The following is a 26139-nucleotide window of genomic DNA, read 5'->3' as shown; positions in this document are numbered from 1 at the left end:
TTTATATGATTTCAAACCAAAAATTAAATAGCGCATTCAAAAAGCTCTTCTTTCGTGGAGTTGGCGGTGCTTTTTTTGTATCACTCTTAACCGGAAATATGGCGATAGCGCAACCCCGTAAGGATGCGGTGTCGTATGTAAATCCGTACATGGGAAATATAAGTCACCTGCTGGTGCCTACATACCCGACTATACACCTTCCAAATAGTATGCTGCGGGTTTATCCGGAGCGGGAGGATTTTACATCCGATAGAATTCGAGGCTTACCTTTAATCGTTACCAGCCATAGGGGCAAATCGGCGTTTAATTTAAATCCGCTCGCTACGCTACCGGAAAAATTAACCCCTGTACAGTATTATTCGTATGATCAAGAAAAAATTAGCCCTTATGGGTATGCGGTTTTTCTAGATCAGCAGGGAATAGCTGTAGATTATGCCGTTTCGCATCAATCGGCTTTATATGCGTTAACCTTCCCCGAAGGGAAGAATAGTTTTTTACAGTTTAACGCCACCAATGGTACCTTGAGCTGGGATGGTAAAGGGTTGTCGGGAAGTCAGGATTTTGGTAATGCCACCAAGGTGTTTATCTATGTTATTCCGGAGGTACTGCCGCAAAAGGTACAGGTTTTAGAAAATGAAACCCTGAAGGATGGAAAAGTAGCAACGGGTAGGAGTGCGAATATTATATTAACCTTTGCTAATAAGCAGCCTACGTTGCGCTTAAAATATGGTATTTCTTTTATCGATGCAGAGCAGGCGAAGGCTAATGTAGACCGTGAAATTAAGTCTTTTTCTATTAAAGCCTTGCAGGAAAAAGGTCGCGCAGCTTGGAATGAGGCCCTCGGAAAAATTGAAATCTCCGCTGGCGAGGAGCAGGATAAGCATGTTTTTTATACCTCTTTGTACCGCACCTTTGAGCGTCCGGTGAATATTTCGGAGGATGGCCGTTATTATAGTGCTTTCGATGGCAAGGTGCATCAGGATCAGGGACGCCCTTTTTATACCGACGACTGGATTTGGGATTCGTACCGTGCGCATCACCCGTTAAGGGTGTTAATTGATGCCGATAGGGAGTCGGATATGCTGCAGTCTTTCGTGCGGATGTCGGAGCAGATGCCGAACTTTTGGCTGCCAACATTTCCGGAGATTAATGGCGACAGCCGACGGATGAACTCCAACCATGGTGTGGCTACCTTATTGGATGCCTACCGTAAGGGGATACGTAATTTTGATGTTAAAAAGGCGTACCTCGCCGCTAAAGGTGCTATAACGGAAAAAACATTAGCGCCATGGTCGGGGAAACCTGCCGGTGAGCTGGATCGCTTCTTTAAGGATAAGGGGTATATTCCTGCGCTTTACCCTGGCGAAGTAGAGACGGTGCCGGAGGTCAATGCATTCGAAAAACGTCAGCCGGTTGCGGTTACGCTGGGAACATCGTACGACCTTTGGTGTCTCGCGCAGCTGGCCAACGAGTTGGGGTACACGGAGGATTATAACACTTTTATGAAACAGTCTTTTAACTATCGGAATCTTTTTAATGAAAAAACTAAGTTTTTCCACCCGAAAGATAAAGATGGTAAGTTTATTGAACCTTTTGATTATATCTTCGCTGGCGGACAGGGGGCTCGGGAATATTATGGCGAAAATAATGCATGGATTTACCGCTGGGATGTGCAGCATAATATCCCCGATTTAATTGCCTTGATGGGGGGTGAGCAGTTGTTTGTGCACTATTTGGAGGAGATGTTCCGTACGCCTTTGGGGCGCTCGAAATTCGAGTTCTATGCGCAGTTACCCGACCATACGGGCAATGTAGGGCAGTTTTCCATGGCAAATGAGCCTTCACTGCATATTCCGTACCTCTACAATTATGCCGGGCAGCCTTGGATGACACAGAAACGTATACGCAAACTTATCCAGGAATGGTTTCGAAATGACCTGATGGGGGTGCCTGGTGATGAAGATGGTGGCGGGATGTCTGCTTTTGTAGTCTTTTCCCAGCTGGGGTTCTATCCTGTTACCCCGGGGCTTGCAAGCTATAGTATTGGTACCCCTTTTTTTAAGGAGGCGACGATAACCTTAACAAATGGCAAAAAGTTTACTGTAAAGGCCAACAATGTATCGGCAGAAAATAAGTATATACAGGCGGCCCGCTTAAATGGTGTGGCGCTACAGCGACCAGAGCTTAAACATGAGGATATCTTAAAGGGAGGGCTTCTGGAGTTTGAGATGGGGAATCGAGCGAACTTTAGTTGGGGTATTCCCAAATAGGTTATATCAATTGTTGTGTGATAGAGGTCGCCCCAAAAGGGCGACCTCTTATTTTTGTACGGTTAAAAAATCACTTTTGTTGGGGTATTAGCCTTGGCTTTTACGGTTATTTTTTTACCGGCATAGCTAATGCTGTAGTTTCCAGATGTGGCCGCCGTAATCTCGGCAGCGCTGAGCTTCCCGTCTTTCCAGCTTATATTTACCAATACATTGCCCCGTGCTTTTAGACCTGTTACCGAGCCTGAAGGCATATGCTGACTTAGTGCGGGCAATAGCTCCATGACATAACCCTGCTTATTGTCGCGTACATGCGATTGCAGGAGCATCTCGCCAATTGCTGCCGTAGCGCCAAAGTTTCCGTCGATTTGAAAAGGCGGATGGTTATCAAAAAGGTTTGGCAGGGTTTTATCGCTCAACAGGTTATGCAATAGCAGGTAAGCATGGTCGCCATCGTGTAGCCTGTTCCACATATTAATCTTCCAGGCTAGGCTCCAGCCAGTACCGCCATCGCCGCGGCGTAGTAAGGTTTTCTTGGCCGCTTCTGCCAGCTCTGGTGTAGCTAAGATTGAAATTTGATCGCCAGGATGCAGGCCAAAAAGGTGGGAGGTATGTCTATGATCGACTTCTATCTCGTCATAATCTTCTATCCATTCCATAATACCACCTGTTTTTTTGCTGATCTGTGTAGGGATCATATTGGCGAGCACCTTTCTACATTGATCGCGAAAGTCTTTATCGATGTTTAAGATTTCTGATGCCTCAATACAATGCTGCAGCAAATCGCGGATAATCTGCGAATCCATCGTTGCACCATAGGTAAAACTAGACTCTTCGCCATTTGGCAGTCTAAAGCTATTTTCTGGCGAGTGGGATGGGTTGGTAACCCATTTCCCGGCATTGGATTTCCCTGCAGGCACCTTCACTAAGAAGTCCAGGATAAATTCTGCAGCCCCTTTCATTTGCGGGTAAGCACGATTTTTTAGGAAGTTAATGTCCTTGGTATAAGCATAATGCTCCCAGGGATGCTGCGCCAGCCACGCTGCCCCCATAGGCCATATCCCCTGTACGCCATCGGCCGGAGCAGTGAACCCCCAGGCATCGGTGAGGTGATGTACAACCCAACCTTTAGCTCCATAAAGCGTAGCCGCAGTTTTTTGTCCGAATGGTATTAAAGCATCGTTAAGATCAAAAAGTGGCGTATGCAATTCCGAAAGATTAGTCGACTCGGCAGGCCAGTAGTTCATCTGTAAGTTAATATTCGTATGAAAGTCGGCATTCCAAGGAGGGTCCATCTGCCATGCCCATATGCCCTGTAAGTTCGCCGGCATGGTACCAGGCCTAGAACTGGCAATTAACAAATAACGGCCAAATTGAAAGTACTTTTCGATAAGTACGGCAGGAATCGTTTGTTGTTGTTTTGTAAGTTTTAGCAGTTCGTCAATCGGTAGCTGTCTGCGTGCCGGATCTTCTTTCGTATCCAGATTCAGCTTTACGCGACTGTATAGCGACTGGTAATCTTTTACATGGCTATCCTTTAAAGCTTGGTAACTTATATTCTCCAGGCCTTTTAACTTGGCCAGCGCTTGTGCCAGCGGAGTTTGAACTGTTTTCTGCTGACCAGCTGCCATGGCCTTTAAGCCCGGGTAATCGGTTTGCGACGCGATGATTAAGGTTATCTCGTCGGCATCTGTTATTTCTATGCGCCCGTTACGCTGCGTCAGCTGGCCTCCTTTAAGGATAACCTTGGCTGTGGCAACAAAAGACACCCCTTTATCTCCTTGGCGGCGGTCTTGCCCCACCTGTCCGCTTAAAATTAAGACATGCTCGTCTGCCGATGTTATAACCGTAGCATCCTGCTGCCGGCGCCAAGTAAAGTTTAAGTTTAAAGCCTGGGCTTTATCGGCCGTATAATGTATCACCATAACATCCGCAGGAGCAGAAATAAAGCTTTCGCGGGTATAACCCACGCCATTATGGGTATAACTTGTGGTCTGTACCGCCGTTTCCAGGTCCAGATTACGCTGATAATCGGTAACAGCAAGATGCGGCATATCCAACCATAACTCGCCCACAGATTGGTACGGGCGGATATGTTTCGGAACACCCATTAAGGTGCTATCGGCCATTTCTATGGCGGCTTTATTCTTTCCGTCAAACAAAAGCGATTGAATTTCAGGAAGGTACTGTTTACCCTTTACATTATTTGGGTCTAAACTTTTGCCATCCCACAAGGTGCTTTCATTAAGCTGTATACGCTCGTCGGCTACGGCGCCAAATACCATTGCTCCCAATCTGCCATTGCCCAAAGGCAGCGCCTCCTCCCAGACCTTAGCCGGTGCGGTATACCATAATTTCTGCGCTGCTTCGGCAACAGTTTTTGTTGGCTGCACTTGCGCCCGGTCGCTCCAGCTGGCGTCGATTTTAGACTTCCGCAAACTCGCCGGTAAGGTCGTGGATTGCTTAACAACCTGAATGGTGCCATCGGGGTTATAGTACAAAGGGTCAAAACATATAGAACGCAGGTTTCCCATGCCCGAAAGGTCGCTATTGTGGTAAAAAAGGTACCATTTACCTTTAAATTCTACAATAGAGCCATGGTTGGTGTCGGAGCTAGTGCTTTCCAGCAGCACCCCTTTATAGTCCCAAGGCCCCAATGGCGAGTCGCTCATGGCATATTTCATGCGGTTGGCACCAGGTTTATTATCCGCATAAGAGAGGTAATACTTACCGTTGTACTTATGCACCCAGGCAGCTTCGTGGAAGTCATTCAGTCCTTTCATTTCCTGTAAAGGGCCATCCAGTTCCACCATATTATCCTTAAGCCTTCCGGCAAGGCATTTGCCACCACCGCCGTAGTAAAAGTAGGCCTGCCCATCGTCGTCGGTAAAAACTGCCGGGTCTATCATGGCAAAAGATGGCAGGTTTTCAATATACCCTTTGACCTCAAATCCCGAAGTGGGGCTTTTACTGGTGGCGATTCCAATTTTCCAGGTATTATTCCAGTCCGTACCACTGGGGTGGGGAAAATAAAAGTAGTAGGTGCCATCCTTATAAGCACAGTCTGGTGCCCACATAAAGCCCCCCTCTGGGCGTCCCCACGGCACCTGTGTGCTGTTTAGAAACTCACCATGGTCAGTCCAGTTAACCATATCATCGGTAGAAAAAACATGATAACGATCCATCAGGTCACAGCCGCGTGGCGGATCGATATCATGGGAAGGGTACACATACAAACGGCCATCCTTCCATACATGCGCCGAAGGGTCGGCCGTAAACATATGCCTAACAAAAGGATTCTGTTGCGCAAATAATCCCTGCATACCGAAAAAAAGTACGGAGGCTATTCCTGCAGAAAGGCATTTTGATTTAAAGGTTCTCATCATAATAAGGTTTATTTTTTAGGTCGGTTAGGTTGCTTAGCAGGTACTGTTTTGTTGGCTTTGAGCAATGCTGCCGCCTGCCCGGTAAGCCAAAGGTAATGGTCGTTGGGTAGATCGTCTTCAATACCCACAAAGCTGCCATCTCCATTTAGGGGAACATCTTTTTGGTGCAGCGTTTTATAAATTGCTGTACCCTCATCTACCTCATCGAACATAGCAATATAAAGCATTTTTGCTCCGGCATTGATGGTAAAGCTAAGCTGCTGCCACAAGAAATTTCCCCGGTCTCTGGGTACAAAGGCCCTGTTGCTCCCCGTCATATTCGTCCACGAGAATCCTGGATAACAAAGAGGCACATAGGCTACCTTATGGTTTTTACACCAGTCCATGTCTTTTTTTATCAGCCCTTTGAAGCCCTCATAACTTTGCTGATTGTAGCGACCTACAAACCAAGGCATAATAATATCACTTTTTTTGATTAATTCATGCAAAAAAGGATCTTTTTCGGTATCCGACCCCATCTCGCGCCAGTAGGTAGGTACGCCAAGTAATATACTATATCCCTTTTCTTTTAGGTGCGTTATAATACGGTCTGCCGTTTGCAGGTTATACCTTCTGTTGTCGTTGAACCCGACACCCCATACCGCAATCAATGGTTTCTGGTTATGGAAAAGATAGGTTTTTGCTGCTTCACGTCTTTTCAGTTGCCATTGCGCTTCTAACGCTTGTATATCCTCGAATATCACCTTTTCATCGCCATCTTTTATACCACTTAAATCATACATTATGCAGATGGCGCGGTCGTTGCTATTTGCGGCATGTATCGCCGATGCTAGCACTGTATTAAAATGGTTGCGGCCGCTAGGGTTTGCTATCTCGCCAACAAAACGCTGCATAAAAACCCCGTCTATACCGTAATCTTTCATCCACTTGAAATGTAGATTTACCGACGACGAATCGTAGGCGCTGTACAGGGGGGCTGGACTACCGTCTTTAAAATTAAATGGACTTGGATAGGTGATTTTATACTCCCTGACGTCGGGCCAGAAATCTACATTGGTAGAGCCCGGTTTAAAACCATTCCTCCCCCGGTAATGGTACCAACCTCGGTCTGCACCATCGTCGGGCGCGTTAAACCAGCCCTGGTAGCCCGCCATAGTGAGCCCTTCATAGCTGTTATACTGCTGCTGGCAGTTTGCATTTTGCAGATAAAAAAATACAATACATAGGGATAATAAATGTTTTAAGTTCATAATCGATTCTTATGGTTTATATGGATTAATAAGAATCTTAAAGATGGCCAGCGCCGATTAACAATAGATTAATAAAACCATTAATAAGCCCTTAATGTATGGTTTTTGTTACTATAATCTGTTTAAGGGGCAACCGTCTAGGAGGAAAACCTACGTGGAGCAGTGACCTTCGGATGATGCACATCCATCCAAGCCTGAGGGGCAGAGCTTCCAAAATTTGGACCCAATGGCTCCACGTAAGCGTTAAGGTATACCTAAAGCCTGTTATTTTAACGCTGCCAGGTATCTTTTTACAGTTTCTTCTAAGCCTAAATATAAAGCATCAGCAATCAAGGCATGGCCAATGCTTACTTCCAATAAATCGGGAATATGTTGGTTAAAATAGGCGAGATTGTTTAGGTCAAGATCATGCCCTGCATTAATGCCGAGGCCTAACTCGCGTGCTTTTACCGCGGCCGTAAAATAGGGAGCTATGGCTTTTTCCTTATCAAAGCCATATTCCGCAGCATAGGCTTCGGTATAAAGTTCGATACGGTCGGTACCCGTCTCTGCAGCGCCTTCTACCATCTCCTCGATAGGGTCTACAAAAATCGACACCCGAATTCCATGATCTTGGAAAATTTTAACCATCTCTTTTAGATAAGCCTTATTTTTTAGCGTATCCCAGCCGTGATTCGATGTAATTTGTCCTAATGCATCTGGTACTAAGGTTACCTGGGTCGGCGTATTGGCCAAAACCAGGTCTACAAACTTCTGCTCCTGGCAGTTGCCTTCGATATTAAATTCCGTTTGTATTTCAGCTTTCAGGTCGTAAACATCCTGGTAGCGGATATGTCTTTCATCTGGACGTGGGTGAACCGTAATCCCTTCGGCCCCAAAGCGCTCGCATGCTAAGGCTGCCGACAGCACATTCGGAACATTACCGCCCCGAGAATTGCGCAGGGTGGCAATTTTATTGATGTTAACAGATAACTTTGTCATGGTGAAAATTAAGCATTTTTTTTCCTTTTTTCCTGTTATACTTTTATTTTTTGCATACCGCAGCAGCCTTATTTTCGGCACCTGGGTTGGGGCGTAAAAACACGATACAACCGGTATTAAATGGAAAAAAAACATTTTATTTTCGTGAAATTTAGTTATTCATCTACAGCCGAGGCTATCGCGTGGGGAATAAGGCACTAATTCAAGGAAATTTTTTAAATTGCATTGCAAATGGATAGACTAAGTTTAAATCTGCTGGAAGGCTTCCGCTTATTGGATGTTATAGATATTCTTTTGGTTGCTGTAATTATGTACTATATATACAGCTTAATCAAAGGAACTATAGCCGTTAATATCTTGCTGGGCGTAGCCTTATTTTATGGTATCTACCTCGCCGTGAAGCAATTGGAGATGCGGTTGTTAACCGAAATATTCGGGGGTTTTATTTCTGTAGGTTCCATTGCTTTAATTGTTGTATTTCAACAGGAGATACGTAGGTTTTTACTGCATATCGGTAAGAATATATCCATGAAACGTAAGAAGTTATTTTGGAACTTCCTGGGTGCTAAAAAGACCTCACAGACCGACCATACCGAACAAATAAAACCTATTATTGAAGCCTGTCGCAGCATGTCAAGATCTCGTACCGGAGCCTTATTGGTTTTCTCTCGGTATTTCGATGAGGAGTACTACCAGTCGTCTGGCGAGTATATCGATGCCCCTGTATCTAAGCGTTTACTGGAGTCTATATTTTTTAAAAATAGCCCCCTGCACGATGGTGCCGTTGTAATTGTTGATTTCCGGGTAATGACGGCCAGTTCGGTGCTGCCGCTGTCGGATAGTGAAGACCTTCCACCACAGTTTGGGCTTCGTCATCGTGCTGCAATCGGCGTAACGGAGGTGTCGGAAGCAATTGCCGTTATTGTCTCCGAAGAGACGGGGGAGATTTCCTACGCCAAGGATGGCAATGTAAATATGAACCTGAGTCCGGAAGAGCTGGAGGAGATATTAAAGGATGAATTATAGTTTTATATAGCCTTTAAATTTCCAGATACTGTTTTTATGACGCCTAAATGCTCCTAATGGCAACGCCCTACCGCTAACGCAGCAATGCTCTCTCGAAAGAAAATCTTACCAGGTAAAAAAAAAGCTGCATTGCTGCAGCTTTTACATCGTAAACCTCTGGTTATTTAATTTCCTTTAGCACCTGTGTATTTAATTTTACATATTCTGGATTATTGGCTTTTGTAGCCATATCAACACCCTCTTGTGCGGCCTTTTTAGCGGCATTTTTGTCGCCCGATTTCAATAAAATACGAGCTTTCCAATATTTAATATGCGGAGCTGTGGTATTGCCTTCATCGGCTTTATTTACCCATTCTACAGCTTTACTAATTGCTAAATCATTATTGTAGTAGTATAGGGCTGCCTGAAAGTACGGTTTTTTCTCGCCCTTCATCGCCTCATCAATACTAGCCATAATCTCTTTCGACTGGTCTGTTGTAATACTAAAGCTAACCTGCGTTTTCTCCCAAGCCAGACTTACCTGTGTAGATTTCGTAGTCACCGCATCGAATCCTATGGTAAAAGTCTCCACCTTATGGTTCAACTGCTGTGGTTTTACAGTAAAACGCAGCAAGTCTTCCTCTTTTTTGTACTGGTATGCGCCCCATTGTGTAGCATTCTTGCTCAGGATAATGGTCCATTCGCTGCTGTTAGGAATAGTAAACAAACCGTAAGTACCGGCAGGAACTAGATGTCCTTGTATGGAAACCTCCTCTTCGAACGTGATATTCGTAACCACGTTTGCACCAGTACGCCAAACCTCACCAAAAGGCACCAGATCGCCAAAGATTTTGCGTCCATTTGCATTTGGTCTTTGGTAGGTAAGCTTAATGTTTTTAATTCCTAAGCCCTGTATCACGGTCTGTGTGCTGCTGGCTTGTGGTAGTTTAACCTGTGCCTTTCCATACTGTATGCCCATGCATAGAAAAGACGCCGTAGCTAAAGAAAGAATAATTTTTTTCATTTTATGGTATTTATTAGTCTAAAACGTTTCAAAAATTTCAAGTATAAAAAACCTTATAACAGCAGCTTCCACGTGGAGCTTACTTATAAATAATCCGAAACTTAATGGTTTGGTCGATTTGTTTAAGCTGTTTCAATAAAGATTTATCGTAGTTACTTTCTATATCTGTTACGGCATAACCAATACTACCTTTAGTCATTAAAAACTGCGATAGAATATTAATATTATTCTCTGCATATACCCGATTAAGCTGCGCCATTATGCCCGGTACATTTTTGTGAATATGCAATAAGCGGTGCCCCTTAATTTTTTTCGGAAGGATTAAATTCGGGAAGTTTCTACTTTGGTCGGTATCGCCATTATTTATAAACGCGGCCATCCGACGTGCAATAAATTCGGCATTGTTTTTTTTGTGCTTTTTATCATCAAATATTACAATCCCTTTTTCATTACAAAGCGTTCTGCTGACACTACCTTTACAGTCGCCAAGGTAGCCGATGGTCTTCAATTTAGCGGCAGCAGCCAGCTGCTCATTATCTAAACTTATATTATCACCTAATAGCAACATACCTACATCCTTAATATATTTTTCCTCCATCGTGTCCTTCACACGAATTGAGAATCCATCATTTTTTAAGATATGGGCAGCAATACTAGGCACATCGCCAATAATTAAACAAAGGATACGGTTTTTCGGATACGAAATCGCCCTCGGCAAATTATTTACGTATAAAAACTCGTCGAAGCTTGGCGTAACATGATCGGCCTTATCGGTAACCGACTTCCGGGAAATATTTTCTGTAAATGCAAAAAACTTCTCTATCATTCCCGATTCTTTCAACTGAAAATCGGAGTAGCCATCACCAATACCGAAAATGCGACCCTGGATATTCAGTTCTTGCAAAAGTTTAACTTTTCCACCTTCATCCGACAAGGGATTTTGGTCATCGTAGCCTATAATGTTATCCGCATCATCAAAGATAAACGTGTTGGCATAGATATTTTCGGTACGAATACCGTATTTTGAAACTACAGGTGTTATAAACTCCTTAAATCCGCCAGACACGATCCATGCTGTTTCGGCATTTTCCATAAAAAATGCTCTATTTCTATCGAAAGACTTGGATACCTTTTTCTTTAAGTGAGTAATCAACTTTGCTAAATGTGACTTATTGGCTTTTAGCAAGCTAATACGACCGGCGAGACTCTCGCGAAAAGAAATTTTGCCCTCCATGGCAAGATTCGTATAGCGCTCAATTTCCTGGTATACTTTTTCCTGATCAGGGTGCCCTTCAAGAGAAATTCTGGCGAGTTCGTCCAATGCTTCCACTTGCGTGAAGGTACTGTCGAAATCGATGATGTAGTAGTTTTTCACTGTAGTTTAGATTGTTATTTTTATGTTATTTATAATAAGCGGCTGCAATCTCCTTTAGCGTCGTATCTACGGGTTTAAAGGTGTAGTTCAGCGCTTCTATTATTTTCTGGTTTTTATAGGCAAGTTTTATTGCCGATGCGCGTGCCGACTCTTCCGTTAATGCGGCTTTTTTCCGTTGAAGAAATGCGATAACCTGAGCAATACGCCAAGCAACTTCTAGCATAAAGGGCTTCGCAGCAACGGTAGGAGGCTGCTTGCCTAACAGTTGCGCAATACGCTCTAACAGGTCTTTATTACTGATGTTTTCACTGTTTACTATATACCGCTGGCCTAAACTTCCGTCGCGCTGCATCAACTGTATCATCACCTGTGCGACGTCATGGACATCTACAATGCCTACACTGCCTGGAGGGTATATTTTTAAACCACGGTTCACGAGGTCAAAAATAACACGCGAGCCTTGTTTACCTGCTCCAACGCCCATTATTACGGATGGATTTACGATAACAGCTTCCAACCCTTCGTTAATTCCACGCCATACTTCGAGTTCACTTTTGTACTTCGATAGGGAATAGTTAGGTGTTTTAGCGTCGTACTCCCATTTATCACGCTCATCTACAGGCTGGTTGTCTTTGCTGCTGCCCAAGGCGGCAATAGAACTTACATGAACCAAGCGTGCCTGATAGGCTAAGCAAAGATTTACGATGTTTTTGGTGCCTTCGATATTGATATTAAACATCTGGGGGGCATCGGCTTTTTGGTAAGATATCATTGCAGCACAATGGTACACCTGTTTAATGCCATGAAAGCAGTCGTCTAAAGAGAAATAGTCTGTAACATCGGCGTTTACCCATTCTATAAGTGATGAAGCTTTTAAGTATTCGGGTGTAATAGCGTCGCTTCGCTTAATCGCACGCACAGCTTTTCCCTGCTCTACTAAAAGTTTTATCAAAGTAGATCCTAAAAATCCTGTTCCTCCTGTTACTAATATCACTGACTAACGTATTGTTGAAAACTTATTCCTTTCAAAAGTAAGGTAATAAATGCATATTTGCGAAATACTTCGGTATAATGTTTCAGTTTTCTGGACTAAATCTTTCCAAACTATGATGTCTTTAGTAGATTTTTTTTCTCCCATTGCTTTTGCTGATTTTTCTTCTAAACAAGAATTTATTAATTCTCAGTACGGCTATATTATTCAAGCCTATATAGACGATTTTCCACAGCTTACAGATACGGAAAATAAGCCAGACATTGCCCTTATCGGTGTTGAAGAGGACCGGGAAGCGCTAGGTAATTCAGGCGCTGCTAAAGCACCTAATGCGGTGCGTAGACATTTGTATGAGCTGTATCAAGGAGACTACCAGGTAAAGCTGGCCGATTTAGGAAATATAAAACCCGGGGAAACGGTGAAAGATACCTACGCAGCATTACGAACCGTGGTCGAGGAGTTGATAAAAGCAGATATTATTCCTGTTATTATCGGTGGGGGGCAGGACCTTACGTATGCACAATACCGGGGGTACGAAAATTTAGAACAAAAAGTGGAGGTCGCAGTTATTGACGCGAAGTTTGACTTGGATCAGCAGCATGTGGATAATATGCCGTTAAATTCTACGACCTACCTCAATCATATTATTTTACATCAGCCAGATTACCTGTTTAATTTGAGTAATATTGCCTTTCAGACCTACCTGGTAAGTAAAGAGTCGATACAAATGTTCGATAAGCTTTTCTTTAATGCACTACGACTCGGGATGCTGGCCGGAAAACTGAATCAGGCAGAACCTATAATTCGTGCTGCAGACATGATCAGCTTTGATATGGGCGCCATCCGTGCTTCGGAGGCCCCGGGGAATGCTAACGCTACACCAAATGGCCTTTACGGCGATGATGCTTGTCAGCTGGCGCGTTATGCCGGTATGTCGGATAAATGTACCTCTATCGGTTTTTATGAGTTTAATCCTACCTTCGACCCAATGGGCTATACGGCCATGTTACTAGCGCAGATGATATGGTGTTTTATGGATGGTTTTTATAACCGTAAAAATGATACCCCACTGGTTCCGAAGTCGGCTTATATTATTTACCGTACACCACTGGAAAATGAAGCCCATGAAATGGTGTTTGTAAAATCAAAGAAAACCGACCGCTGGTGGATGCAGGTGCCCTACTTCGGCACGCGTTCGGTAAATGAACGTTTTTATTTGGTTCCTTGCCGTTACGAAGATTATCAAATGGCCGTAGCGGGAGAGATGCCAGACTTATGGTGGCGTACGCATCAAAAGCTGCAGTAGCGTTAATAGTATACTGCTTTATAGCGTGTCAATTTTTCAATTTGTCAATAGGCCTTCGGCCCTCATCGAAAAATAAATGGAATATATTCTAATTCTGGGAATCATACTATTATGTATTGCCTGTGCCTATCTTTCGTGGCGTAATGGGCAGGGGGTTTCTGCTGCCGCACACGAAGCCTTGATAAAGCAGCGGCAGGAGCTTGAAATTGCTGTCGCAAAGGCCGAACAGCAGGTAAGCATGCTGAAAGAGGAAAATCTGGTGCTAAACGAGCGCTGGTTCGTGGAGCACCAGGAAAGACAAAAGGCCGAGCGTACTTTGGAGAGCACCACTGCCTACCTGCAGGCCCAGCAAGAGAAGCTGGAAGAACAGAAGCAGGAAATAACACAGATTAAAACGCAGTTTAACGCTGATTTTAGGGTGATGGCAAATGCAATCTTGGAGGAGAAGTCACAGAAGTTTACAGACCTTAATCAGCAGCAACTGGGCTTATTGCTGGATCCGTTAAAGGAGAAGATTAAAAGCTTCGAAGATAAGGTGGAGAAATCGTATAACCAGGAGGCTGCAGAAAGGAATGTGTTGAAGGGGGTGGTCGAGCAGTTGATGCAGCAGAGTGTGCAGATTAAAAATGAAGCCGGAAATTTGGCGCGTGCCTTAAAAGGGGATGCCAAAAAACAGGGCAATTGGGGCGAGGTGATTTTAGAAAAGGTATTGGAACGATCGGGCTTGCGTAAAGATCAGGAGTATCGATTGCAGGCATCGGTTACCGATGAATATGGCAGGCGCCTGCAACCGGATGCGATTATTGACTTGCCCGATGATAAGCAGCTTATAGTAGATTCTAAGGTTTCTTTGGTGGCTTATGAGCGTTTTGTAAATGCTGTGGAAGAGGAGGAACGTACGGTATTCCTGAAGCAGCATGTAAGCTCGATAGAAGGCCATGTGAAGGATCTTTCGGCCAAAAATTACCAGAATCTTTATGGCATAAATACGCCGGATTTTGTGTTTTTATTTATGCCTATAGAATCGGCTTTGAGTGTGGCGGTATTGCACAAACCTGAATTATTTTCCGACGCTTGGGATAGAAGGGTAGTTATTGTGAGTCCTTCGACTTTACTCGCCACCCTGCGTACCATTGCTGCCATGTGGAAACAGGAACGCCAAAATAGAAATGTCATAGAAATTGCGCGCGAAGCGGGATTGTTGTATGATAAATTCGTTGGTTTTCTGCAAGATATGGATCAGATACAGGTGCACCTGAACAAGGCGTCGGAGAAGCATGAAGAGGCTATGCGTAAGCTTTCTTCGGGCACAGGGAATGTTGTCCGAAAAATTGAAAACCTGAAAGCTTTGGGGGCTAAAGCCACAAAAAAAATAGACGATAAGTATTTGGAGTAATTACGAATGCAATTTTTTTTAATGTATTAATTTTTCAATTCGAAAATGCGAGCAGTTATACAACGGGTATCTTACGCATCATGTACCGTAGATGCAGTCGTAACCGGAAAGATAGATCAGGGCTTATTGGTGTTCCTGGGTGTAGAAAATGAGGACAGCGCTACGGATTTGGAGTGGTTGGCACAGAAGTTGGTGAATTTACGGATATTCTCCGACGAGCAAGGGTTAATGAATCGCTCGGTTATGGATGTAAAGGGTAATATTTTGTTGATTTCTCAGTTTACATTATTTGCGCAAACAAAAAAAGGGAATAGACCTTCGTTTACTCGAGCTGCAAAAGGTGATATGGCGGAACCTATGTACCGAAGGATGGCGGCTTTGCTTTCTCAGCTGCTGGGGCAGGAGGTGCAGTGTGGTGTTTTTGCTGCAGACATGAAAATCGACCTCCGTAACGATGGCCCGGTTACCATTGTAATGAATACGAAAGATAAGGATAACTATTAGACTTAGGGGTTTAGGGGGTTAAAGGTTTAGGAGTTCATGGAGTTCATGGAGTTCGGGGTACGGAGTACGGAAATTTAAGTTCCAGTAATTACATAAGCCTAAACTCCAGTATGTGTAGGATACAAAAGCGTTTTTAAGAATGACAATAAAAGAAGCACAGGAATTAGTAGATAAGTGGATTAATACCACAGGTGTACGTTATTTTAATGAACTGACGAATACAGCAATGCTGATGGAAGAGGTTGGTGAAGTGGCCCGTATTATGGCGCGGCAGTATGGAGAACAGTCGTTTAAACAGTCGGATAAGGAGGTTAATCTTGCCGATGAAATGGCGGATGTGATGTTTGTATTAATCTGCTTAGCAAACCAGACAGGGGTAGATTTAACCGATGCATTAGCAAAAAATTTAGAGAAGAAGAGTATCCGTGATGCCGATAGGCATAAGAACAATACGAAATTAAAATAATGAATATACAGGCTGTGTTCAAAGATGGTATAATGACAGTTAAGAAAGTTATATGTTGGGCCTTTATGCTTTTTTTTGTTGTAGGGTGCTCCTCCTCTCAGCAGTTGCATGGCCCTAGGGGCGAGGTTTTTGATCGGGCTGCGGTTGTGTCTGCACAGGCTTTGGCGTCGGATATCGGTGTTGCAGTCCTCAAAAAAGGCGGTAATGCAGTAGATGCTTCCATAGCGGTGCAATTTGCCTTAGCGGTCGTTTATCCAAATGCAGGAAATATTGGTGGGGGTGGTTTTATGCTGTACCGCGGAAAAACGGGGGATATTGCGGCTTTAGACTTTCGAGAGAAAGCGCCAGCTGCGGCATCGCGGGATATGTATTTGGACAAGGCGGGTAATCCAATTACCGAATTGAGCCTGCTGGGGCAGTTGGCATCGGGTGTACCAGGCTCGGTAGCTGGCATGGATGCTGCGTATAAAAGATATGGCTCTTTGCCGTGGAAGCAGCTGTTACAGCCGGCAATTGATCTGGCGGAAAAGGGCTTCCCAATTTCGGAAAGACAGGCGGAAGAGTTTAATGCACATAAAGCGAAGTTCGAGAAGTATAACCCTCGGGGTGCCGCTATAATTCGAGATACACCCTGGAAAGCTGGAGATATTTTTGTGCAGCAGGAGCTGGCCTCTACGTTGATGCGTATTGCCCAATCTGGGCGTGATGGTTTTTATAGGGGCGAAACTGCCGATCTAATCGTTGCGGAAATGAAGGCTGGAAATGGCCTAATCACGCATCAGGATCTGCAGGATTATGAGGCCGTATGGCGTACCCCTATTGAAGGTTCATACAAAGGTTTTAGGGTAATTTCTATGCCTCCACCATCAAGTGGTGGTATTGCCTTGCTGGCCCTATTACAGTCTTTAGAACCGTATCCCTTAAAAAAATGGGGCTTCCAGTCCGACAGTACTGTGCGTGCAATTGTGGAGGCTGAAAGACGGGTATATGCGGATCGCGCTTCCTATTTAGGGGATCCGGATTTCTATAATGTTCCTGTCGCGCAGCTTACGGATGCTAAATTTAACCAAGAACGTATGCGGCAGGTGTCGTTGCAGAAAGCAACGCCGAGCGATATGGTGAAGGCTAGTATTTTCGACGGGGTAGAACCCGAGCATACCACGCATTTTTGTGTGGTGGATAAAGATGGAAATGCGGTGTCGTTAACGACCACCATAAACGATGCCTACGGCTCGTCTGTATGGGTGTCGGGTGCTGGTTTTTTGTTGAACAACGAGATGGATGATTTTTCGGTGAAAGCGGGATCACCAAATTTATATGGTTTAATTGGTGGTAAAGCGAATGCTATAGCGCCGCATAAACGTATGCTGTCGGCGATGACTCCGACAATATTGGAGAAAGATGGGAAGCTGAGCATGGTGGTTGGTACTCCAGGTGGGTCTACCATTATTACCTCCGTGCTGCAGAGTATATTAAATGTTTTGGAGTTTGATATGACTGCACAGGAGTCTGTGGATGCGCCCCGTTTCCACCATCAGTGGAAGCCGGATCGTGTGGATGTGGAGGATGGTGCTATTGCTGAACAGGTACGCCAAAGTTTAACAAAGGATGGTTATTCCATACATAAACGAAAGCCCTATGGCCGGGTGGAGAATATCGTTATTTTGCCCAATGGCAAGCTTCAAACTGGTGCGGATCGTAGAGGGGATGATACCGCAAAGGGATATTAAAATATAAAAGTGCTGCTGAAAGCCGGGATAAAAAAGCCGTCATTCGTAATGACCGAATGGCGGCTTTTTTTGTCCTTAAGATTAGGTGCCGTAAAAGCTGCGTCAAAAATTAATAGTATTGTACAGTTATAATCTTGTTATCCAATAGGCCGAAATTATTTCCTGAAGCTACTTTAAACAGGATCTCTGACCTACAGCCTGCTTGTTTGTTTGTTAAGCTGAAGCAGAACGTTTGCAACCTAAAATCAATTGCATAATCAGATGTTACAAAGAAGGTAGCGCAACTATTTTCAGCCAAGGGTATTTATCCCGGTATTCAACTATTTTTAGTAAAGCGCTAAAATTTATTTATGCCGAAATCTTAAATGTCTATACAGCAGAGGTCCATGTCAGGTTGTTTGCTGTAAACAGGGCTGCCGGATTATTGTATGATCGCTAAATGTAAACAGCGATGTATTCCAGGATCTATGCAGGCGTTAACATTGGCGAAGGAAATAGTATTGAAATATAGCCTGTTAAAGGATGTAGCTTTTGGTGATCGGAATAGGAGGGAAGGATGTTTACGATAGACTGCTCCATGAAAAAATCACCACAGGATTCTTGCAGCATGTTTTTAAGCAGGTTACAGCACAAAAATAAATTGCCATAAAATATAAAGAGGGCATTCTTTTGGGATGCCCTCTTTATATTTTATGGAGTTTAAGTGCTTAAAAACGCAAGTTTAAACCCAGCATAAAGTTCGTTGTGGCCTGTGGATAATAGAAGTTAAAGTATTCCCGGGAACCTTTACTTTCTAGTATCTGACTATATGTATAGCCGTTGGTGGTAAATTTAGTGTTGAATATATTGTTAACGGCCAGGTTAAGATCTATACGTTCGATGCCCAATGCTTTGAAGGTATAGTTTGCGGCTATATTGTTTACAAAAGAAGGTTTAATAGAACGCTCTTTTGCGGAGGTGTTATCTAAGTACATACGGGAAATGTATTTACTCAGGAAGCTAATCGATAAAGCCTCCATAGGGCGGTAGGTGAAATTGTTGGATAATACCGCTGCTGGCGATTTAGCAATATCAGTGTTGTCGTAATTAAAGGCCTTTTCACTTACTTTATTACCATTTTTATCCAACACAGGTACCATCTCTACAAAGTCTTTGATTTTATTGCGACTTAATGCCGCTGTAGCCGACCATAAAAATTGAGAACTTATGTTCCATGCGCCGTCGATTTCAATACCTGTACGGTAACTTTTAGGAACGTTAACCCGCAGCGCACTACCCGTATCGTTAAGGCTGCCCGTTTGTACCAGCTGATTTTTATATAACATGGCATACAAGTTTGCGCCGATGTTAAAACTTTCATTTTTAAAGCGATAACCGGCTTCAATATCCTGCATTTTTTCTGGTTTCGGGAATAAATTATTTGGGTTTTCTATATAATCTTTACGTATAGGCTCTTTCCCGGCATACGCATAGGATGCATACACATGGGAGGCTGGGTTAATAAAGTATGTAACGCCCGCTTTTGGATTGATGAAGTTTAAATTGTCTGAAATATGGATATTCTTAATTTTATTATCGTTGCCGTCCACTTTATACGTGACATTACGGTACTGAAGATCAACATTTAACAACCATTTATCCAGGCGGTAATCGGCTTTAAGGTATGTGTTAAAGTCATTTTTTACGGCGTTATTAAGGTAATATTTGTCGCCAAGGCTGCCATTGGAGGCATATTGAGCCCAGGTTATTTCGCCATAATGGTCACCTTTATACTGGTTATAAGCGCCGCCAAGAATAATATTAAAGGCCTGCGAAGGTTTGTAATTTATGGAATATGTTCCCCCATAGAAATGGTTATCCAACCACCTGCGGCGTATTAAATCTGTTTTTTTTAAGGTCGTATCCCCTAGAGTCACATTTTCTAATCCATACTCTGAAAACTTAGCGCCAGCTTTAAACTCTTCGAAATAGCCAGCTCCACGGGTATAATGTAAGGCCGCGTTTACCCGAAGATCCGATGCCCATTGGCCACTATATTGCAAGTGTGCATGCGTTTGGGTGTAGTTATCGGTTTGATTGGGGTAGGTATAATAATTATACTTACGATCTCCCTGCATAAAACGATCGTATTCTGGGCCGCTAAACAGCCAGAAGGAGTCGTTTGCATAGCGCTGTAGCTCGGCTTTATCGCCCGTTAGAAGCGGCTCAGCCGTACCATACCAAGCCTGGTAGGTTTTCTCCTTGCCCGAGAATACCGTAGCTTTTAGGGTATGTTTTTCGGTATATAAGCCCCCGTCTACATAAAATGATTTCAGATCCGACGAAGCACGCTCGATATAACCATCCGATGAAATTCGCGATAATCGTGCGTTAAAGGCATACTTGTTGTTTAATAATCCAGATCCAACTTTAAGGGTATTTTTCCAGGAATTGTAGGAGCCAAAGCTGTTGTTAAATTCGGCATATGGGCTAGCCTCCAATGCATCGGTTTGTATGTTTAAGGAGGCGCCAAACGCTCCAGCACCATTTGTTGACGTACCAATACCCCGTTGAACCTGTATACTTTCTACGCTCGAGGCAAAATCGGGGAGGTTAACGAAAAAGGAGCCCATACTTTCGGCATCGTTTAAGGGAATACCATTTAAGGTTACATTAATACGAGCATTATCGGATCCTCGTATAGTCATATTGGTATAACCAATACCAGCACCGGCATCCGAGCCTACAACGACACCAGGCGTCTGATCCAAGAGATAGGGGATGTCGCGCCCCAGATTATTACGACGGATTTCGCTTTTATTGATGTTTTTAAATGTCGTTGCCGAATTATCTTTCGCACGTGAAGCATAAACAAAGGCATCGGCCATTATATTTTGGTCGGGCTGTAGTTGAATCAATACCGTATGCTGCCCCTGGTTAAGGGTGGTACGAAATTCTTGAAAACCTAAGAAACGAACCGTAACACGGGCGGCATGGTTATCTTTTACGACAAAAGATACGCTACCATCGGCGTTGGTTTGTTTGGACTTCCCTTCTACATATACCGTAGCACCGGGAATGGCTATAGATTTGTTGTCGGTAACTTTTACCGATAAGGTTTCCTGGGCTATACCCAGCATAACTGTAAGGCAAAATGCTCCAGTGGCATAAAGCTGTTTAAACATAATATAATAATGAAATTGAGTTAAACTAAATTATTGCAAGGGGTTACAATAATGGCAAATTTAACCGCCCTTTTCCCTACGCTGGCATTATCCAGATCAGGTATGTCGTCCTGCACAAAAAAAAATTAAAATGCAGCTTGACAGGGTATAATCTCAGCCTTTTTTTGTGTTCTATGAACAAGGCACCCCTAATTGATTCGGTAAAAGTACAGTATTTGGTGGAGAAAAAACGACTAATTGTAGTTTTTTTTTGTCAAAATTAAATTATTGGTATTAAAATTGAATTAATATAAAAACATTTAGAAAGTTCTTGTCTTTCATAGTGCTTAGGATTAATTTTGTGGGGTGATGGAGGACAATTAAGGAGGAATATATGATAGTTTATTATGCTGCAGATTACGTGATGCCAATCACGGGATTGCCCATTAAAAATGGAGTAATTGGAATGGATCAGGATGGAAGAGTAGTTGGAGTCTACGAGAGATTTAATGCTCCACCGAATATAAAAATTACAGAATTGTCGGGAGTTTTAATCCCGGGATTTGTGAATACTCATTGTCACTTAGAGCTTTCCCATTTGAAAGGTCAGATTGCGCAGAACACTGGTCTTGTTACGTTTATTGGCGAGGTTATCGGAAAGCGTAAGGCCGATGATAAGCTGGTTCAGGAGGCGATGGAAAAGGCCGATGAAGCCATGTATGCTGCAGGTATACAGGCCGTTGGAGACCATGTTAACGGTTCTATTTCTGCGCAGGTGAAGGAGAAGAGTAAAATGCACTACCATACCTTTGTAGAGATTATTGGTGTCAAGAAGGACGAAGCTAGGGAGAAAATAGATGCTGCAAGGGAAATCGAATTTAATTTCGATGCGGGCCATGCCTCTATTACGCCACACGCCCCATACTCCTGTTCCAAGGAAATGCTTAAAGTTTTTAAGAAATCCATTGCTTCCAACAATATCATCTCTATACATAATCAAGAAACTGAAGAAGAGAATAAGTTTTTCCGATACAAGAAGGGGGATTTTTTAGGTTTTTACGAACGCATGGGTCTTCCTTTAGAAGATTTTAAGCCGCAGGCGCGCAATTCAATACAATCGTATCTTCCGCTATTGCCGATGGAAAATAAAACTATTTTAGTGCACAACACTTTTACCTCTTCGAAAGATGTTGATTTTATTGAGCGTATGGAGCGCGATGTTATCTTTTGTTTGTGTCCGAAGGCGAATTTGTATATCGAAGGAAGTCTGCCGAATATTAATATTCTAAAGAATAATAAATTTTTAATGACTTTAGGTACAGATAGTTATGCTTCTAATGATAGCTTAAGTATTGTGGAAGAATTAAAAACCCTACATGCCAACTTTAAAGATCTCGATCTACAGGATACCCTGAAATGGGCCACCTTAAATGGTGCTAAAGCATTGGGTTTAGAGCAGGAGTTGGGTTCTTTGGATGTTGGTAAGCGACCAGGTTTAATATTATTGAAAAATATAGAGCATTTAGCACTAACTGAAAAGGTCGAAGTAGAGCGCATTGTCTAAGTAAATAAATTGTTTACTTTTGCTTTAATGAAGCATTGGAATATCAAGGTTACAGGAAAAGTGCAAGGCGTATATTTCCGAGCGACAACAAAAGCTGTTGCTGACCAGTTGGGTGTAAAGGGATTTGTTGTTAACCAGCCGGATGGTTCTGTTTATATAGAAGCCGAGGGTGATGGTTTTGCATTGGAAGCCCTATTGGATTTTTGTAATGAGGGCACAGATAGGGCTGTGGTGGAAGCGGTAAGTTTTACTGAACACGATGATATCAAAGGTTTTCAGAATTTTGAGGTCCTAAAAAAAATCAAAAACTAAACTGTGTCTTCCGTTAGAAAACTGCTTAGCGACACCATGATTTATGGTTTAAGTACAATCATTGCTCGTGTACTTAATTTCTTGTTAACGCCCATCTTTACCCACAAATTTCCGACTGCTGTATATGGCGTTTTTACCAATCTGTATGCCTATGCTGCCATGATAAATGCCGTATTAGCATTGGGGATGGAAACGACTTATTTCCGGTATTTGCAGCGCGTGGAAAAAGAAGATCGCAGCAAAATATTTAACAATAGCTTCCTTATTACCCTTGTTACGAGTACGCTATTTATACTTACCTTATTTATTTTTATAAACCCTATTGCGGCTTGGCTTGGCGAAGGGAAACAGGTGGCAGATGCGGCGGAGTATGTTTCCTATGTAAAGTATTTCGGCGTCATTCTTGCGGCAGATGCTTTGGCTGTTATACCTTTTGTGAAGCTCAGAGCCGAAGGTAGACCTTTGGTATATGGTGCCATAAAATTGATTAATATTTTTGTATTGGTATTGAGCAATTGCTTTTTACTATTCTGGTTGCCCGCATTGGTTAAAGATTCTTCTTTTTGGCAGCAATTTGCTTCAGGTTGGTTTCATGAAGGCTGGCTAGGTAATGTGTTTATATCCAACCTAATAGCGAGTATAGTAACGCTGTTGCTCTTATTGCCGCAGCTTCGTGCTTTCAAATTTGCACCAGACAAAGCGCTTATCCGTAGTATGTTGGCCTATAGTCTTCCCATATTAATTGCCAATGTGTCCTATATTATTAATGAGCATTTGGACAAAATGATGTTTCCACGCCTTTTGCCTGGCGAGCTGGGCGATCGCGATTTAGGGATTTATGGTGCTGTCGCTAAATTAGCGATCTTCCTTAATCTTTTTATTACGGCATTTAGGCTGGGGGTAGAGCCCTTTTTCTTCTCGCATGCCAAACATGAGAATGCACGTAAAACTTATGCTTCGATTATGGATTATTTTATAATTGCCATGGTCGTTGTTATGGTGGGTATTTGTGCCAACCTAGACTGGCTGAAGTATTTTATTAAAGGGGGTGATAAGGAGAGCTTAGGGTATTGGTCGGGATTATATATTGTGCCGATATTGCTGTTTAATAATGTATTATTAGGGATCTACATGAATTTATCGGTATGGTATAAGTTGTCGGATCAAACCCGGTATGCGCTTTATATTTCAGGTATTGGCGCCGTATTGACCATCATTTTAAATATTGTATTTATCCCCCATTATTCATTTTTGGGAGCTGTGCTTTCTACAACACTTGCCTATAGCATCATGGTTATTTTAAGTTATGTATGGGGGCAAAAAAACTATCCTATTCCCTACCATACACGTAGCAATTTGTTTTATTTATTCGGAGGTGCAGGCCTGTCGGCGTTGATATTTTACGGGTTAGATAGTACGGTCTGGATCAGCAATGGGTTATTCTTGTTGTTTATCCTTTTTATCGTAAGGAAGGAAAAGAATAAGGTTTTAGCTTTGTTGCGTAAAAAGTAAATATACAATTGATTGATAAAATAAAAAGAGATAAAAAAGGCATGCCTTTTTTATCTCTTTTTATCCAATAAATTCTTCGCTAAAATTATGTTTTATTTCTTCAAGAACTTCTTGTATCTCCTCAAAGGATTGTAAACTGACCAGTTTCATACGGTATTCTTTGAAATTAGGAATACCTTTAAAATAATTAGCATAGTGACGGCGCATTTCAAATATTCCCGTTTTATCGCCTTTCCACTCAATAGATTTTGTTAAATGCGTACGGCATACCTCCACGCGTTCGCCAATTGTTGGGCCATCTAAATACATGCCCGTTTCAAAGAAATGTTTGATTTCTCTGAATATCCACGGATATCCGATAGAGGCACGGCCTATCATGATGCCATCAACCTCATACTCCTGGCGCCAAGCGGCAGCTTTTTCAATCGAGTCTACATCACCATTTCCAAAAATAGGTATGGTAATACGTGGGTTTCTTTTTATATCACGGATCATGCTCCAATCGGCTTGTCCTTTATACATCTGAGCACGTGTACGTCCATGTATAGACAGAGCCTTTATACCGATATCCTGCAAACGTTCAGCTACTTCGTACACATTCTTGGTGTTATCGTCCCACCCCAGGCGTGTTTTTACGGTAACAGGTAAATCTGTTGCTTCTACAACCGCCTTTGTCATAGCCACCATCTTATCGATATCCTGCAATAAAGATGCACCGGCACCACGGCAAGCCACATTCTTTACAGGGCAGCCGTAGTTAATATCGATTAAATTAGGACCTGCCTGTGCACAAATTTCTGCCGATTGGCGCATATGCTCAATATCGGAACCAAAAATCTGTATACCAATAGGCCGCTCATACTCGAAAATATCCAGCTTCTGTCGCGATTTTGCCGCGTCTCGTATCAAGCCCTCCGAGGAGATAAACTCCGTATACATCATATCCACTCCGTTTTGTTTACACACAAAACGAAAAGGAGGGTCGCTAACATCCTCCATCGGAGCTAGCAACAATGGAAACTCTCCTAAATCAATATTTTCGCCAATTTTTACAGACATTTTGCAAAATTAGAAATAATAAAGACAAAAATGAAAAAGCCACCCTAATGTTGAAGTAAACATGACAAACCCACGGCCTTTATAACTGCGCTACAAATGCTTTTATGGCCAGCTGTGGATTGTCGGTTTTCATAAAATTTTCGCCAATAAGGAAACCCTGAAAACCACGCTGCTTAAGATCGCGTATGCTTTCCGGGTCAGAAATGCCACTTTCTGATACTTTAATATACGGCGAAGGAATTAAGTTTACCAAGTTATACGAATGCTCCAGAGATACCGAGAAATCCTTTAGATTGCGGTTGTTTACCCCAATAGCATCAATATTTTCTATGGTATTAGCAAAAAGCTCTTCTTCATTATGTACCTCAAGCAAAACATTTAATCCCAATTCCTTGGCATATGCTGCCAAGGTTTTAACCTCTGCAGGACTTAAGCAAGCGGCAATCAATAATATAATATCGGCGCCATACGCTTTCGCTTCTGCAATTTGATAGGCATCAACAATAAATTCCTTGCGTAACAAGGGAATGGTTAATACCTCGCGTGCTGCCGTAAGATCGGCCAAGCTACCTTGGAAGAAGTCAGGGTCTGTAAGCACCGATATAGCCGAAGCACCGGCCGCTTGATAACCTTTTACCACCTCCTGTACCGTAACGTTGCCATTGATTAAACCCTTGGATGGCGATGCTCGTTTAAACTCAGCAATGATACCCGTTCTTTCAGGGTTTAATATGGACGCTTTTAAGTTGTAACAGGTTCTTGAAAACAAGGGATACTGCTGCAATTCTTCAACTGTAGTTTTTGCCTTTGCCTCCGCAACTTCAATTTTTTTCTTTGCGACGATTTTATCTAGTATGGTCATATCTTT

19 protein-coding genes are annotated in these 26139 nt (G+C 42.9%); 10 read left to right on the top strand and 9 right to left on the bottom strand.

What is annotated here, in order from left to right; translation table 11 throughout:
* Window positions 1-5 precede the first annotated feature (5 nt).
* Window positions 6-2270: a GH92 family glycosyl hydrolase gene (locus ACL9RF_RS10495; protein WP_422800580.1), complete on the top strand. Its 2265-nt coding sequence runs from the start codon at window positions 6-8 to the stop codon at window positions 2268-2270.
* Between the two features lie 62 nt (window positions 2271-2332).
* On the opposite strand, the gene ACL9RF_RS10490 is transcribed toward ACL9RF_RS10495, so the two are convergent.
* From ACL9RF_RS10490 to ACL9RF_RS10480, 3 genes are all read right to left on the bottom strand, one after another.
* Complete coding sequence (locus tag ACL9RF_RS10490; protein WP_422800579.1) at window positions 2333-5653, bottom strand: glycosyl hydrolase family 95 catalytic domain-containing protein; 3321 nt, start codon at window positions 5651-5653, stop codon at window positions 2333-2335.
* An 8-nt stretch (window positions 5654-5661) separates the two neighbouring features.
* The gene (locus ACL9RF_RS10485; protein ID WP_422800578.1) at window positions 5662-6903 is read right to left on the bottom strand and encodes a glycoside hydrolase family 71/99-like protein; all 1242 of its coding nucleotides are present in this window, start codon (window positions 6901-6903) and stop codon (window positions 5662-5664) included.
* A gap of 264 nt (window positions 6904-7167) precedes the next feature.
* A complete protein-coding gene (locus ACL9RF_RS10480; protein WP_422800577.1) occupies window positions 7168-7884 on the bottom strand; it encodes a pyridoxine 5'-phosphate synthase in 717 nt (238 codons plus the stop codon).
* Window positions 7885-8115: 231 nt separating this feature from the next.
* On the opposite strand from ACL9RF_RS10480, the gene cdaA reads away from it, so the two are divergent.
* Window positions 8116-8910, top strand: coding sequence for a diadenylate cyclase CdaA (cdaA, locus tag ACL9RF_RS10475; protein ID WP_422800576.1), 795 nt, complete (start codon window positions 8116-8118; stop codon window positions 8908-8910).
* Between the two features lie 160 nt (window positions 8911-9070).
* Here cdaA and ACL9RF_RS10470 read toward each other — a convergent pair whose 3' ends face one another.
* The 3 genes from ACL9RF_RS10470 to ACL9RF_RS10460 all read right to left on the bottom strand — a co-directional run bounded on the left by ACL9RF_RS10470 (window position 9071) and on the right by ACL9RF_RS10460 (window position 12282).
* Window positions 9071-9913 carry a DUF2911 domain-containing protein gene (locus ACL9RF_RS10470; protein ID WP_422800575.1) on the bottom strand — a complete coding sequence of 281 codons (843 nt, stop codon included), beginning with the start codon at window positions 9911-9913 and terminating at the stop codon, window positions 9071-9073.
* 79 nt (window positions 9914-9992) lie between these two features.
* Window positions 9993-11288 (bottom strand): HAD-IB family phosphatase, encoded by a 1296-nt coding sequence (locus ACL9RF_RS10465; RefSeq protein WP_422800574.1) that lies wholly within the window; start codon window positions 11286-11288, stop codon window positions 9993-9995.
* A gap of 25 nt (window positions 11289-11313) precedes the next feature.
* Complete coding sequence (locus ACL9RF_RS10460) at window positions 11314-12282, bottom strand: NAD-dependent epimerase/dehydratase family protein (protein ID WP_422800573.1); 969 nt, start codon at window positions 12280-12282, stop codon at window positions 11314-11316.
* A 115-nt stretch (window positions 12283-12397) separates the two neighbouring features.
* On the opposite strand from ACL9RF_RS10460, the gene ACL9RF_RS10455 reads away from it, so the two are divergent.
* The 5 genes from ACL9RF_RS10455 to ggt all read left to right on the top strand — a co-directional run bounded on the left by ACL9RF_RS10455 (window position 12398) and on the right by ggt (window position 17681).
* A complete protein-coding gene (locus ACL9RF_RS10455; RefSeq protein ID WP_422800755.1) occupies window positions 12398-13585 on the top strand; it encodes a formimidoylglutamase in 1188 nt (395 codons plus the stop codon).
* Between the two features lie 76 nt (window positions 13586-13661).
* Window positions 13662-14981, top strand: a complete 1320-nt coding sequence (locus tag ACL9RF_RS10450) for a DNA recombination protein RmuC (protein WP_422800572.1) — start codon at window positions 13662-13664, stop codon at window positions 14979-14981.
* Window positions 14982-15026: 45 nt separating this feature from the next.
* Window positions 15027-15485 carry a D-aminoacyl-tRNA deacylase gene (dtd, locus tag ACL9RF_RS10445; protein WP_422800571.1) on the top strand — a complete coding sequence of 153 codons (459 nt, stop codon included), beginning with the start codon at window positions 15027-15029 and terminating at the stop codon, window positions 15483-15485.
* Window positions 15486-15624: 139 nt separating this feature from the next.
* Window positions 15625-15951, top strand: a complete 327-nt coding sequence (locus ACL9RF_RS10440; protein ID WP_422800570.1) for a nucleotide pyrophosphohydrolase — start codon at window positions 15625-15627, stop codon at window positions 15949-15951.
* On the top strand, window positions 15951-17681 hold the full coding sequence (gene ggt, locus ACL9RF_RS10435) for a gamma-glutamyltransferase (RefSeq protein WP_422800569.1): 1731 nt from the start codon (window positions 15951-15953) through the stop codon (window positions 17679-17681). Before ACL9RF_RS10440 ends, ggt begins: the two co-directional genes overlap by 1 nt.
* A gap of 707 nt (window positions 17682-18388) precedes the next feature.
* Here the strand turns inward: ggt and ACL9RF_RS10430 are convergent.
* Window positions 18389-20845 carry a TonB-dependent receptor gene (locus ACL9RF_RS10430; RefSeq protein WP_422800568.1) on the bottom strand — a complete coding sequence of 819 codons (2457 nt, stop codon included), beginning with the start codon at window positions 20843-20845 and terminating at the stop codon, window positions 18389-18391.
* Between the two features lie 373 nt (window positions 20846-21218).
* Between ACL9RF_RS10430 and ACL9RF_RS10425 the strand changes: the two genes are divergently transcribed.
* From ACL9RF_RS10425 to ACL9RF_RS10415, 3 genes are read left to right on the top strand one after another with little or no spacing between them, the layout of a single operon-like run.
* Window positions 21219-22388 carry an amidohydrolase family protein gene (locus tag ACL9RF_RS10425; protein ID WP_422800567.1) on the top strand — a complete coding sequence of 390 codons (1170 nt, stop codon included), beginning with the start codon at window positions 21219-21221 and terminating at the stop codon, window positions 22386-22388.
* Window positions 22389-22415: 27 nt separating this feature from the next.
* Window positions 22416-22700: an acylphosphatase gene (locus tag ACL9RF_RS10420; RefSeq protein ID WP_422800566.1), complete on the top strand. Its 285-nt coding sequence runs from the start codon at window positions 22416-22418 to the stop codon at window positions 22698-22700.
* Window positions 22701-22703: 3 nt separating this feature from the next.
* Window positions 22704-24212 carry a polysaccharide biosynthesis C-terminal domain-containing protein gene (locus tag ACL9RF_RS10415; protein ID WP_422800565.1) on the top strand — a complete coding sequence of 503 codons (1509 nt, stop codon included), beginning with the start codon at window positions 22704-22706 and terminating at the stop codon, window positions 24210-24212.
* 60 nt (window positions 24213-24272) lie between these two features.
* Here the strand turns inward: ACL9RF_RS10415 and dusB are convergent, their stop codons facing one another.
* On the bottom strand, window positions 24273-25271 hold the full coding sequence (gene dusB, locus ACL9RF_RS10410) for a tRNA dihydrouridine synthase DusB (RefSeq protein ID WP_422800564.1): 999 nt from the start codon (window positions 25269-25271) through the stop codon (window positions 24273-24275).
* Between the two features lie 79 nt (window positions 25272-25350).
* Window positions 25351-26133, bottom strand: coding sequence for an indole-3-glycerol phosphate synthase TrpC (gene trpC / locus ACL9RF_RS10405; protein WP_422800754.1), 783 nt, complete (start codon window positions 26131-26133; stop codon window positions 25351-25353).
* Window positions 26134-26139 lie beyond the last annotated feature (6 nt).

This window comes from Sphingobacterium sp. Mn56C, from assembly GCF_049319645.1.
Taxonomy (GTDB): Bacteria; Bacteroidota; Bacteroidia; order Sphingobacteriales; family Sphingobacteriaceae; genus Sphingobacterium.
Note: the sequence above shows the minus strand (reverse complement) of the source record. Positions and strands in the feature narration are given on the sequence as shown.

Excerpts from the sequence above, each read along its gene's own strand:
- ACL9RF_RS10495 (WP_422800580.1), top strand. The coding sequence starts at position 6 with ATGATTTCAAACCAAAAATTAAATAGCGCATTCAAAAAGCTCTTCTTT.
- ACL9RF_RS10490 (WP_422800579.1), bottom strand. The coding sequence starts at position 5,653 with ATGATGAGAACCTTTAAATCAAAATGCCTTTCTGCAGGAATAGCCTCC.
- ACL9RF_RS10485 (WP_422800578.1), bottom strand. The coding sequence starts at position 6,903 with ATGAACTTAAAACATTTATTATCCCTATGTATTGTATTTTTTTATCTG.
- ACL9RF_RS10480 (WP_422800577.1), bottom strand. The coding sequence starts at position 7,884 with ATGACAAAGTTATCTGTTAACATCAATAAAATTGCCACCCTGCGCAAT.
- cdaA (WP_422800576.1), top strand. The coding sequence starts at position 8,116 with ATGGATAGACTAAGTTTAAATCTGCTGGAAGGCTTCCGCTTATTGGAT.
- ACL9RF_RS10470 (WP_422800575.1), bottom strand. The coding sequence starts at position 9,913 with ATGAAAAAAATTATTCTTTCTTTAGCTACGGCGTCTTTTCTATGCATG.
- ACL9RF_RS10455 (WP_422800755.1), top strand. The coding sequence starts at position 12,398 with ATGTCTTTAGTAGATTTTTTTTCTCCCATTGCTTTTGCTGATTTTTCT.
- ACL9RF_RS10450 (WP_422800572.1), top strand. The coding sequence starts at position 13,662 with ATGGAATATATTCTAATTCTGGGAATCATACTATTATGTATTGCCTGT.
- dtd (WP_422800571.1), top strand. The coding sequence starts at position 15,027 with ATGCGAGCAGTTATACAACGGGTATCTTACGCATCATGTACCGTAGAT.
- ACL9RF_RS10440 (WP_422800570.1), top strand. The coding sequence starts at position 15,625 with ATGACAATAAAAGAAGCACAGGAATTAGTAGATAAGTGGATTAATACC.
- ggt (WP_422800569.1), top strand. The coding sequence starts at position 15,951 with ATGAATATACAGGCTGTGTTCAAAGATGGTATAATGACAGTTAAGAAA.
- ACL9RF_RS10430 (WP_422800568.1), bottom strand. The coding sequence starts at position 20,845 with ATGTTTAAACAGCTTTATGCCACTGGAGCATTTTGCCTTACAGTTATG.
- ACL9RF_RS10425 (WP_422800567.1), top strand. The coding sequence starts at position 21,219 with ATGATAGTTTATTATGCTGCAGATTACGTGATGCCAATCACGGGATTG.
- ACL9RF_RS10420 (WP_422800566.1), top strand. The coding sequence starts at position 22,416 with ATGAAGCATTGGAATATCAAGGTTACAGGAAAAGTGCAAGGCGTATAT.
- dusB (WP_422800564.1), bottom strand. The coding sequence starts at position 25,271 with ATGTCTGTAAAAATTGGCGAAAATATTGATTTAGGAGAGTTTCCATTG.
- trpC (WP_422800754.1), bottom strand. The coding sequence starts at position 26,133 with ATGACCATACTAGATAAAATCGTCGCAAAGAAAAAAATTGAAGTTGCG.